Annotated in this window: 10 protein-coding genes; 6 read left to right on the top strand and 4 right to left on the bottom strand. The window is 30.1% G+C overall.

Annotated elements, in window-relative coordinates; all coding sequences use genetic code 11:
* Positions 1-2: 2 nt before the first annotated feature.
* A complete protein-coding gene (locus ACIJYB_RS06380) occupies positions 3-683 on the bottom strand; it encodes a DUF6134 family protein (protein ID WP_435150680.1) in 681 nt (226 codons plus the stop codon).
* Between the two features lie 52 nt (positions 684-735).
* Between ACIJYB_RS06380 and ACIJYB_RS06375 the strand changes: the two genes are divergently transcribed.
* Complete coding sequence (locus ACIJYB_RS06375; protein WP_435150678.1) at positions 736-1,383, top strand: YczE/YyaS/YitT family protein; 648 nt, start codon at positions 736-738, stop codon at positions 1,381-1,383.
* On the opposite strand, the gene typA is transcribed toward ACIJYB_RS06375, so the two are convergent.
* Positions 1,380-3,206 carry a translational GTPase TypA gene (gene typA, locus ACIJYB_RS06370; RefSeq protein WP_435150676.1) on the bottom strand — a complete coding sequence of 609 codons (1,827 nt, stop codon included), beginning with the start codon at positions 3,204-3,206 and terminating at the stop codon, positions 1,380-1,382. The two genes, ACIJYB_RS06375 and typA, sit on opposite strands and share 4 nt — an antisense overlap.
* A gap of 177 nt (positions 3,207-3,383) precedes the next feature.
* Between typA and ACIJYB_RS06365 the strand changes: the two genes are divergently transcribed.
* Positions 3,384-4,961: a DEAD/DEAH box helicase gene (locus ACIJYB_RS06365; RefSeq protein ID WP_435150674.1), complete on the top strand. Its 1,578-nt coding sequence runs from the start codon at positions 3,384-3,386 to the stop codon at positions 4,959-4,961.
* Between the two features lie 189 nt (positions 4,962-5,150).
* Here ACIJYB_RS06365 and groL read toward each other — a convergent pair whose 3' ends face one another.
* Both groL and groES read right to left on the bottom strand, forming a co-directional pair.
* Entirely contained in the window at positions 5,151-6,812 is a 1,662-nt protein-coding gene (groL, locus tag ACIJYB_RS06360) for a chaperonin GroEL (protein ID WP_435150673.1), read from the bottom strand.
* Positions 6,813-6,835: 23 nt separating this feature from the next.
* On the bottom strand, positions 6,836-7,126 hold the full coding sequence (gene groES / locus ACIJYB_RS06355) for a co-chaperone GroES (protein WP_008546060.1): 291 nt from the start codon (positions 7,124-7,126) through the stop codon (positions 6,836-6,838).
* Between the two features lie 122 nt (positions 7,127-7,248).
* On the opposite strand from groES, the gene ACIJYB_RS06350 reads away from it, so the two are divergent.
* The 4 genes from ACIJYB_RS06350 to lspA are packed head-to-tail and all read left to right on the top strand — an operon-like array spanning position 7,249 to position 12,195.
* A complete protein-coding gene (locus ACIJYB_RS06350) occupies positions 7,249-8,067 on the top strand; it encodes a TIGR01459 family HAD-type hydrolase (protein ID WP_435150672.1) in 819 nt (272 codons plus the stop codon).
* Positions 8,061-8,984 carry a bifunctional riboflavin kinase/FAD synthetase gene (locus ACIJYB_RS06345; protein WP_435150671.1) on the top strand — a complete coding sequence of 308 codons (924 nt, stop codon included), beginning with the start codon at positions 8,061-8,063 and terminating at the stop codon, positions 8,982-8,984. The genes ACIJYB_RS06350 and ACIJYB_RS06345 overlap by 7 nt, the downstream gene beginning before the upstream one ends.
* Positions 8,981-11,695 carry an isoleucine--tRNA ligase gene (gene ileS / locus ACIJYB_RS06340; protein ID WP_435150670.1) on the top strand — a complete coding sequence of 905 codons (2,715 nt, stop codon included), beginning with the start codon at positions 8,981-8,983 and terminating at the stop codon, positions 11,693-11,695. The genes ACIJYB_RS06345 and ileS overlap by 4 nt, the downstream gene beginning before the upstream one ends.
* A complete protein-coding gene (gene lspA / locus ACIJYB_RS06335; RefSeq protein ID WP_435150668.1) occupies positions 11,695-12,195 on the top strand; it encodes a signal peptidase II in 501 nt (166 codons plus the stop codon). Before ileS ends, lspA begins: the two co-directional genes overlap by 1 nt.
* The last annotated feature ends 21 nt before the right edge of the window (positions 12,196-12,216 follow it).

Below are 12,216 nucleotides of genomic sequence, written 5' to 3'. Positions count from 1 at the left end.
ATTTATTCAAATTTTTTCACTCTATATTCCCAGTTTCCAATTCTAGAATAGGCAACCTTAAGGATTAAAGCATTTTTTTTATCAAACCAAATATCAAAGTTTAATCTTTTATCGGCAGGAATAGACATATCTTTTGAGGTCAATTTAAAGTGTTCTACTTCATATGTTTTCCCATATAACTCAATTTTTTCTTTTCCAATAAAAGTCACCACTTGTTCCTTAATACTTCCAGAAATTGGACTAATTTGAGAATTTGTTTGAAGGATTTTATGACTCCACCAATTTCCAATCACGTTTTCTACTGATGCACTACCTGTGTAAGATGATCCTTTGACATCATATTCATTTCTTTCTTCATTTAATTTTAGCTGAACGTATTTATCTTTTTTGTTTTGTTGAGTCTTAGAATTAAAAGAAATTAATTTATCTTTGATATATTTTTCCTCTCCATAACTCTCCACTTCAAAAATAGTTGCTCCAAATAATTTTACAGTAAATTTTAATTGATTTGTAACAGTTGTATTGTCTGAATCTTTTTTAAAAAAATAGTAGTTGTAACCAATAACCTCTCCATCTCTTAAAATTTCCATCTCTATTTTATTAAACTTGTTATAGTGAGCCATATGAGCGTTACTATTAAATGAACAGGTTAAGAGTAAAATGAGGAATAAAATTTTTTTCATAAAATGATTACTTTAATAGACTTTGAATTTAAAAGAAGTAATTTATTAAACAATGTTTTTAAAAATCAAAAATATTCCAAGTGTATCTTGGAGCTCAGAAAAACCACTTAATTTTAAACCAAAGATATCTACATTTTTTTTTCTTTGTTTTGGATTAACCTTGTTCGGCTTGGGTGAAGGTTTGTTAATTGTTTCTGCTTCTGGCGCATCTCCTTGGAGTGTATTGGCTCAAGGTTTATATTTAAATTTAGGTTTTTCTGTTGGTGTCATAACAATTTTTATTAGTTTTATTGTTTTGTTGCTTTGGATTCCTTTAAAACAAAAAATTGGAATTGGCACTATTTTAAATGCATTAATTATTGGATTAATGATTGATGTTTGTATTAGGCATGTAGCAACTCCCGAGAGTTATATTGATCAAATTTTATTAGGTGCTGTTGCAGTAGCTATAGTCGGACTTGGTGGTGGAATTTATTTAGTTGCAAATTTAGGAGCAGGACCAAGAGATGGTTTGATGATAGGTCTTCAAAAAAAAACAAATTTACCAATTGCGCTAGTTAGAGGAACTCTTGAAATAACTGTAATGTCTGTTGGTTGGTATTTAGGTGGTACTGTTGGCGTTGGAACTTTGCTTTTTGCGTTTGGAATTGGACCTTGTGTGGCTCTAGGATTATTTTTAGTTAATAAATTATTTAATTAGGCCGCGGCGCCAGATTTTTCACTTTTTTTTCTTTCATGAGGGTTAAGAATAGCTTTTCTTAATCTAAGTGACTTAGGTGTAATTTCCAAGGCTTCATCAGTATTTAACATACTTAATTGTTCAGCAATTGACATTTGTCTTACCGGTGTAAGTACAACATTTTCATCTGTTCCTTGGGTTCTCATATTTGTTAATTGTTTGCCTTTCATAACATTTATAATCATGTCACCAGGTTTTGGTGTCAAACCAACAATCATACCTTCATATACTGGATCATTATGAGTTACAAACATTTCACCTCTTGCTTGAAGATTAAATATTGCAAATGCTACTGCTTTTCCTGTCGACATTGAAATTAATGCACCATTTTTTCTTCCATCCATTTCACCTTCAAATTTTCCATATCCATGGAAAATTCTATTAATTACTCCAGTACCTTTTGTTAAAGTTAAAAACCTACTTGTGTATCCCATTAAACCTCTTGTTGGTGCATGGAAAACTAATCTTTTCTTATCTTTACCAGTATCTTTTAAATCTAAAAGCTTACCTTTTCTTCTATTCATCGAGTCAATTATTTTTGATGAAAATTCTTCGTCTAAATCAACAGTTATTTCTTCAATAGGTTCTAATTTATTTCCTGCTTCGTCTTTTTGAAACAATACTTTTGGAGGACTTACGGTCATCTCGAAACCTTCACGTCTCATTTGTGTAAGTAAAATTTCAAGCATTAATTCTCCTCGACCACTAATTACAAAAGAATCTACATTTGCATTTTGAGAAAAAGTAATACCAACATTATTTTGAGCTTCTGATACCAATCTGTCTCTAATTTGTGTGCTTGTTAATTTTTTCCCCTCAGTTCCTGCTAGAGGTGAACTATTAACACTTATCGTTATAGACATAGTAGGTGGGTCTATTGGAGTTGCTGGAATTGGTTCGTTTAATTCAGGATCACAGATAGTGTCTGCTACATTAGCTTTTTCTAATCCAGCAATTACAACAATGTCTCCTGCTTCACCTATTTCAATTGGAACCTTTTTTGTTCCTTCATATCTAAAAATTTTAGTTAATTTACCTTCATCTACTTTTTCACCTTTAAGATTTATTGCTTTGATAGGTTGATTAGCTTTCGCAGTTCCTTGGGATATTCTTCCAACCAAACTTCTTCCTAAAAAGCTATCTGCATATAAAAGTGTAGACAACATAGCAAAAGGTTTAGTTTTATCTAACTCAGCTGGTTTAACATGTTCAATTATTAAATCTAACAATGGGTGGAGATTTTCTCTAGGACCATCAACTTCTTTGCTTGCCCATCCAGATCTACCACTTGCATATAAAACTGGAAAATCTAGCTGTTCTTCATTAGCATCTAAGCTTACAAATAAATCAAAAGTTTCATCTAATACTTCGTTAGCTCTTTGATCCGCTTTATCTAATTTATTAATTACAACTATTGGTTTTAACCCTTGTTTAAGTGCTTTGGCTAACACAAATTTTGTTTGTGGCATTACTCCTTCAGCGGAGTCTATAAGTAATAGGGCTCCATCTGCCATACTTAATACACGCTCTACTTCTGCAGCAAAATCTCTGTGACCAGGTGTATCTATTATATTTACTCGAGAATCTTTCCAATTAATTGATGCAGGTTTAGCTAGAATAGTGATTCCTCTTTCTTTTTCCAGCTCTCCAGAGTCCATCAGTCTTTCATCCACAACTTCATTTTCTCTAAATGATCCACTTTGCTTCATAAGATTATCGATCATGGTTGTTTTACCATGGTCAACGTGTGCAATGATTGTGATGTTTCTGATGTTATTGCTCATAAATTGTGGCTCTTATACATTAATTCTTTGATTTGAAAACTTAAAAAAAGACAGTAATTACTGGGTAAATAGACTTTAATAAAGAATTCATTTCTTGTGATTGTTTTAAAAACATATAGATATCGCAATAAAATTAGCAGCAACATAGAATCAAGATCAAAATTTCTAAATCATTAAATGGAAAATTTTAAATTACTTAAAATAGAAGATGCATTAAAAAATTCATTACAAAAAATGAATTTTACAAAACCAACTCCTATTCAAGGTATGGCAATACCTGTTGCTTTGGAAGGTAAAGATATTTTAGGCACAGCACAAACAGGAACAGGCAAAACTTTGGCTTTCAGTATTCCCTTAATTAATAAGTTGATTTTAGACAAAAATGCTTTTGCACTTGTTATGTGTCCAACCAGAGAATTAGCCACCCAAGTAATGGAGGCAATTAAAAGCATTATAAGTGATAAAATAAATATCAAATCAGCTTTGCTTATTGGTGGAGAGTCGATGCAGAAACAGCTGAGACAACTAGGTAATAGATCCAGAATAATAGTTGGAACTCCAGGAAGAATTAATGATCATCTAAAAAGAAAAAGCCTAAATTTATCAGCCACAAAGTATTTGGTTTTAGATGAAACTGACAGAATGCTGGATATGGGCTTTACACCACAAATTGAAATGGTTTTAAAATTTGTACCAAAGGAACATCAAACATTATTATTTTCTGCAACTTTACCTAATAATATTTTAAGAATTTCAGAAAGATATTTAAATAAACCTGAAAGAATATCTACTGGAGCCACATCGCTTCCAATTGCAAAGATTAAACAAGAAACTCTTCAAGTTTTTAAAGAAAATAAATACGATGAATTAGTTGATCAATTTTTAGCTAGAAAAGGTTCCATACTTGTTTTTGTTAAGACTAAAAGAGGTGCTGATAAGATGGTTAAAAAACTAAAAGAAGAAGGACATTCAGCTGATGCAATTCATGGTGATCTTCGTCAAAGCAAAAGAGATCGTGTTATTAATTCTTTTAGAAAAGGATTAAAGAGAATTTTAATTGCAACAGATGTTGCGGCTAGAGGTCTTGATATTCCTTTAATTCAACATGTTATAAATTATGATCTACCTCAAGTTCCAGAAGATTATGTTCATAGAATAGGAAGAACTGCTAGAGCAGGATCTGAAGGATCTGCTTTAACATTTTTAACACCCGATGATAGAATAATGTGGAATTCAATAAATAAATTAATTGATCCAAATTTCAAACTAGCGCCCAGTGGTTTAAGAAGGGACTCAAAAAATAAAAGAAGAGGCAAGGGACCAAATAATAAAAAAAGAAAAGCTAGAGATGAAAAAAAATCTTTTGGAAAGGGAAGACAAGATCGATCGTCAAGTTTTAGAGGCATATCAAAATCTTATGGCAAAAGTAGATCAGATAAACCATCAAGAGATGGAGAGAAAAAAAGTTTTGGCTTTAAAGGAAAATCAAGTTTTAGAGATAAACCATCAAGAGATGGAGAGAAAAAAAGTTTTGGCTTTAAAGGAAAATCAAGTTTTACAAAAAAAAATAACTCAAAACCAGTTGGTTTCACAAACAATCCAAAGTATTTTGGAAGAAAACCTGCAGAAAGTACATCCACAGATTCAGAAAAAAAAAGCTTTGGTTCAAAAGGAAAGAAAAAATTTAAGAGCCGAAATAGTAGACCTAAAAACTTTAGCTTTAAAAAACACAGTAAAAAAAGAGCTAAATCTTAAGATTTTTTAATCTTTTCTTTTTTTTGCTTTCTCTTTTCTTTAAGACTTAATTTTGGTTTTTTGCTAGCACTAGAATCTTTGAATGATTTTCCACTATATCTTTTTGACATACTTTAATTATATCATTTTATTAAAAAAAAAGGCCATCTAAAAAGATGGCCTTTAAATTTTTTTTAGAAAAGAGTGGGATTACATTCCCATGCCACCCATGCCACCCATGCCACCCATTCCACCAGGCATACCAGCAGGCATTCCGCCAGCAGCATCTTTTTCCTCGGGTTTGTCAGCAATCATAGCTTCTGTAGTAACTAATAATCCAGAGATAGAAGCAGCATCTTGAAGAGCAGTTCTCACAACCTTAACTGGGTCAATGATACCTTTTGCAAACATATCACAATACTCTTCGCTTTGAGCATCATAACCATATGATGTTTTTTTCTGCTCTAACAATTTACCAACTACTACTGAACCATCTACACCAGCATTTTTAGTAATCTGTCTGATAGGAGCTTCTAATGCTTTTCTTACAAGATCCACTCCCGCTTTTTGATCATCACCTTTTACTTTTACTTTCTCAAGATTTTGAGCAGCATATAGAAGAGCACAACCACCACCTGTTACAATACCTTCTTCAACAGCGGCTCTAGTTGCATTTAAAGCATCTTCAACTCTATCTTTTCTTTCTTTAACTTCAACTTCAGTTGCACCACCAACTTTTATAACTGCAACACCACCTGCTAATTTAGCAAGTCTTTCTTGAAGTTTTTCTCTATCGTAGTCAGATGTTGTTTCGTCAACTTGTTTTTTAATTGAGTCACATCTTGCTGCGATATCTGATTTTTTACCACTACCACTAACAATTGTACTGTTATCTTTATCAACTTTAATCTTTTTACAAGATCCAAGGTCTTCAAGTTTTACATTTTCAAGTTTAATTCCAAGATCTTGGGAAATTACTTGGCCACCAGTTAGTATAGCAATATCTTCAAGCATAGCTTTTCTTCTATCACCAAATCCTGGGGCTTTAACAGCAACAACTTTTAATCCACCTCTTAGTTTGTTTACAACTAAAGTAGCTAATGCTTCTCCCTCAACGTCTTCTGAGATAATCATTAAAGGTCTACCTGATTGTACAACAGCTTCTAACAATGGAACCATTGGTTGTAAGTTAGTTAATTTGCTTTCGTGTAATAAGATAAAGGGATTTTCCAACTCAGTAGTCATTTTATCACTGTTAGTAATAAAGTATGGAGATAAGTAACCTCTATCAAATTGCATACCCTCAACAACATCTAGTTCAGTTTCAATTCCTTTAGCTTCTTCAACAGTAATCACACCTTCGTTACCAACTTTTTGCATAGCTTTTGCAATCATTGATCCAATTTCTTTATCACCATTTGAAGAAATTGTTCCAACCTGGGCAATCTCATCACTATCTTTTACTTTTTTAGCAGAAGCAATTAAGTTTTCTTTTACATTTTCTACAGCTGCATCAATTCCTCTTTTTACATCCATAGGATTCATTCCAGCAGTAACATATTTAATACCTTCTCTTACAATAGCTTGAGCCAAAATTGTTGCAGTAGTTGTACCATCACCAGCTTCCTCATTAGTTTTACTAGCAACTTCCTTAACCATTTGCGCACCCATGTTTTCAAATTTATCTTCAAGATCAATTTCTTTAGCAACAGAAACACCATCTTTAGTAATTCTTGGTGCACCATACGACTTATCCATAACAACATTTCTGCCTTTTGGACCTAAAGTAACTTTAACAGTATCAGCCAAAATGTTGACACCTCTCATCATTGCCGCTCTAGCTTCAGCGTCAAATTTAATTATTTTTGCCATTTCATTTTCTCCTTTAAATTAAATTATTTACCTGAAATACCCATAATGTCTGACTCTTTCATTATGCTGTATTCTTTACCATCAATTTTGACTTCAGTTCCTGACCATTTGCCAAATAAAACTTTGTCACCAACTTTAACATCCATTGGAATTAATTTTCCATCTTCAGTTTTAGCTCCACCACCAACAGCAACTACTTTGCCCTCTTGAGGTTTTTCTTGGGCTGTATCTGGGATAATTATTCCACCAGCAGTTTTTTCGCTGCTATCTAAAACTTCAATTAATACTCTATCGTGTAACGGTTTAAATTTCATAAATTCTCCTTATTAAATATGAGCTTCATATAGATACTGACCAAACTTTTTCAAGATAATATGAAAAATAAGTTATGAAAAATCATAGGAAATTAGCGATTTTATGGTTTATACCTTAAAATATGACTAAAAATTTAGATTCCATAGGCTTGCAGTCAATTGCTGATAATTACGATCTTTTTTATATAGATCTGTGGGGAGTAATTCATAATGGGATTAAACTTCATGAAGGTGCAATTTTTACTCTTAAAAAATTATTAGAAATTAATAAAAATTTTATTTTATTAACAAATGCACCAAGACCCATTCAACCAGTTAAAGAATTTTTAGAAAAAATGGGATTGGAAAAGAAATTTAGAGATAAAGTTTTTACTTCAGGTGAAGCAGCATTAAATTTTATTAAAAAATTTTATTCTTTAAAAAGATTTTATCATATTGGCCCACCTAGAGATTTTGATTTATTTAATGACTTTAGAAATAACAAATCCAAAGAAATTGATCAATGCCAATATTTTTTATGTACTGGTTTGTTTGATGATTATGATCAAGATTTAAATTATTATAAAGATTTATTAGAAAAACACATTGATAAAAAGATGATTTGTACGAATCCTGATTTAATAGTTGATAGAGGAAATAGAAGAGAATTATGTGCGGGATCTGTTGCTATGGTATTTGAAAAATTGGGAGGAGAGGTTGTTTATTTTGGCAAGCCATATCCAGAGGTTTACAATCAATCAATAGACAATAAAAACAAAAAAATCTTATCAATTGGAGATAACCTTAATACTGATATTAAAGGGGCAAATCTTTTAAATTATGACTCACTATTAATTTCTAATGGAGTTCACAAAAATGAAATAATAGATAATGGGATAGAGGAAGTATCAAAACAATACGAGTCAATTGTTAATTTTATACAATCAGATTTAACATGGTAAAATTATATAAAAATTTTGATATTAATAAATGTCATAAAGGATCTATAATTTTAATTGGTAACTTTGATGGGGTACATTTGGGTCATCAAAAATTAATTAAATTAGCTCAAAAATATAAAAAAAAATATAATGCAAAAATTGGTGTGATTAATTTCGACCCAATGCCAAAAATGTTTTTTAATAAGTCATTAAAAAATTTTAGATTATCTAGTGTAAATCAAAAACTTAATTTATTAAAAAACCATGATGTTGATTTTGTTATAACAAAAAAATTTGATAAAATTTTTTCTAAAACGAAATCAATTAGTTTTGTTAAAAACATTCTTTCACAAAAATTAGATGCTAGATTTATATTTGTAAGTAATAATTTTAAGTTTGGAAATAAAAGAGAAGGAGATGTAAAATTTTTAATTCAAAATGAAGTTAGGTTTAATTACAAGGTTATTAAACCAAAACCACTATTGATTAACAATAAGATAGTTTCATCATCTTTGATAAGAGGTTTTTTAGAAAAAGGATTTTTGAGTAAGGCTAATAAACTTCTGAACAGAAAATGGACTATTGAAGGAATTGTTAAAAAAGGCAGACAAGTTGGAAAAACAATTGGTTTCCCAACCTGTAATATAGATATTGATGACTATGTTTTGGCTCAACCCGGAGTTTACGCGGTTAGTGTTCTAAGAAAGAATAATCTTAAATCTTTAAAAGGAATAGCAAATCTTGGATACAGACCAACATTTAACCAAAAAAAAATCCTATTGGAGGTTCATTTATTTAATTTTTCTGGAAATCTATACAATAAGCACTTATCAGTTAATTTTTTAAAATTTATAAGAAAAGAAAAAAAATTTAAAAATATAAATGAATTAAAATCTCAAATTAAAACAGATTTAATAACAGCAAAAAAAGTAAAATGAGTAAATCACAAATAAATCTTCCCAAAACAGCATTTTCTATGAAGGCAAATTTATCAATTAGAGAGCCTGAAATTTTAGAATATTGGAAAAAAATAGAACTTTATAAAGAACTTAGAAAATCAAGTAATGGAAAAGAAAAATTTGTTCTTCATGATGGGCCTCCATATGCAAATGGCAATATTCATATGGGTACGGCACTTAATAAAATTTTAAAAGATATAATTGTAAAGTTTCATCAAATGGATGGAAAGGACTCTATTTATGTTCCGGGGTGGGATTGTCATGGATTACCAATCGAATGGAAGATAGAGGAGCAATATAAAAAAAATAAGAAAAATAAAAATGAAGTTCCAATAGTTGAATTTAGAAAAGAATGTAGATCTTTTGCACAAAAATGGATTGAAGTTCACAAAGGTCAGTTTAAGCGATTGGGTGTTATTGGTGACTGGGAAAATTATTATTCCACAATGAGTTTTGATGCAGAGGCTCAGATTGTCAGAGAGCTTGGAAAGTTTTTAAAAGAAGGAAGTTTGTACAGAGGATTTAAACCAGTCTTATGGTCTACTGTTGAAAAGACAGCTCTTGCAGATGCAGAAGTTGAGTATCAAGACCATAAATCTGATACAATTTATACATCTTTCTCAGTTAAATCATCTAATGTTAAAGAGCTAGAAGGAAGTGAAATTATTATATGGACAACAACTCCATGGACAATCCCAGCAAATAAAGCTTTAGCTTATAATGAGGCTCTTGATTACGTATTGATACAGTTAAATGACGATGGTGATTTCAAAAATAGAAAAATAGTAATTGCAGAAGCACTAATAGAATCTGTAATTAAAGATTGTTCAATCAAAGATTTTAAAGAGATTAAAAAATTTAAAGGAAAAGAATTAAAAGACACAATTTGCAATCACCCTTTTTTTGATTTAGGCTATCAATTCGACATCCCAATGCTTGAAGCAAGGTTTGTAACAACAGAACAGGGAACAGGCATAGTTCATTGTGCACCAAGTCATGGTCCTGATGATTTTAACTTATGTTTAAATCACGGTATTAAAGCTATTGAGACCGTTGATGGTGATGGAAAATATACAAAAAATGTTCATTTATTTGAGGGCAATCATATTTTCAAGGCAAATCCAATTGTCATTGAAAAACTTAAAGAACAAAAAAAATTATTGTTTAACGGAGAATTAGTTCATTCATATCCACACTCATGGAGATCAAAAGCACCACTCGTTCATAGAGCAACTCCACAATGGTTTATCTCAATGGAAAGTCACAAGTTAAGAGAAAAAGCTTTAAAGGCTTTAGATGAAACAACTTTTTATCCAAGCAAAGGAAAAGAAAGATTGAAATCGATGATAGAAACTAGACCTGATTGGTGTGTCTCAAGGCAAAGAGTTTGGGGAGTACCTCTTCCAATTTTTGTTAACAAAAAAACAAAAGAAATACTTATTGATGATGAGGTGAACGAAAATATTGCAAATATTTATGAAAAAGAAGGATCAGATTGTTGGTTCTCTGATGACCCTCAAAGATTTTTAGGAAACAAATATAAAGCAGATGATTATGAAAAATTAAGCGATATTGTTGAGGTATGGTTTGATAGTGGCTCTACTCATTCATTTGTTTTAGAAAAAAGAGAAGATTTAAAATGGCCAGCATCAATGTATCTAGAAGGATCTGACCAACACAGAGGATGGTTTCATTCTTCACTATTAGAGTCATGTGGAACTAGAGGAAAAGCACCGTTTGAGTCAATTTTATCTCATGGTTTTGTTGTAGATGGTAAAGGATTAAAAATGTCAAAATCTCTAGGCAATGTTATTGCTCCTGAAGATATTTTAAAAAAGTATGGAGCAGATATATTAAGAATTTGGGTGGCCTCTTCAAATTATGCAGAGGATTTAAGAATTGATCATTCTATTCTTGATCAACATGCAGACTCTTATAGAAAAATTAGAAATACATTTAGATATTTGCTTGGTAATCTTAATGATAATTTTGAAAAAATTGACTTAGAAAAAATAAATTTATCTGACTTGCCTGAGCTAGAACAATTCATGATTCATAAAATTTATTCATTAAACAATAAATTTAAAAATTATTTTAAAAATTATGACTTTCACAATTTGTATAAAGAACTTCTAAATTTTTGTACAGTTGACTTGTCAGCTCTCTATTTTGATATTAGAAAAGACACACTATATTGTGATGAGTTTGACAGTCAAAAAAGACAATCAACAATAATTTTATTAAATATAATTTTAAATGCATTGCTAAAGTGGTTTGCACCAATTCTTTCATTTACAACTGAAGAAATTTTTAGATTAATTTCTAAAAATAATAAAAGTATTCATTTAGAAAGATTTTTAAACTTTCCTAGTTCATTTAAAAATGAAGCTTTAAATAATAAATGGCAAGAATTGATTAAAATAAGAAATATTTGCAATATTAGTATTGAAGAAAAAAGAGCAAGTAAAGAAATTGGATCTAGTTTAGAAGCTGAATTAAAAATTGATTTAAATGATAAGTTTAAGGATATTGCAAAAAATATAGATTTTTCTGAACTATGTATTACATCTAAAGCAACAATTTCTTTTTCAACAATTACTGAAGTAGAAGTAAATACTATAAAAGCCAAAGGTTCTAAATGTCCTGTTTGTTGGAAAATAAGTGAAGAACTTTGCCCTAGACACTCTTAATGATAGCAAGATACCTAACTAAAAATTTTTATATTAATTCAGCTGTTGTTTTTTTAATTTTTATTTTAGATAGATTCTCAAAAATATATGTATTGCATTTAGATAAAATTAATTATTCATCTGAATTATACCAATCTAAATATTTAAACATCACTCTAGTATGGAATGAAGGTATAGCGTTTGGTCTATTATCATTTGACCAAAATAGTTTGTATAATTTATTGAGTTTGTTTATTGCAATAATAGTTTTGATCATTTTTTTTATGATAATTAAAAATAATAATATTAAAAAATATCCTTTATTGATGATATTTGCTGGAGCTATTGGAAATCTATATGATCGAGTCTTTTATAAAGCTGTTCCCGACTTCATTGATTTTCATATAGGAGAATTTCATTGGTTTATTTTTAATGTAGCAGATATTTTTATCAGCTTAGGTGTATTTTTTATGATTTTGATTGAATTAATTGATAATAATAAAAGTAATGAAGCTGTTTAAATTTTATATTGCAATCAGTAT

The organism is Candidatus Pelagibacter bacterium nBUS_44 (genome assembly GCF_051200895.1).
Taxonomy (GTDB): domain Bacteria; phylum Pseudomonadota; class Alphaproteobacteria; order Pelagibacterales; family Pelagibacteraceae; genus Pelagibacter.
Note: the sequence above shows the minus strand (reverse complement) of the source record. Positions and strands in the feature narration are given on the sequence as shown.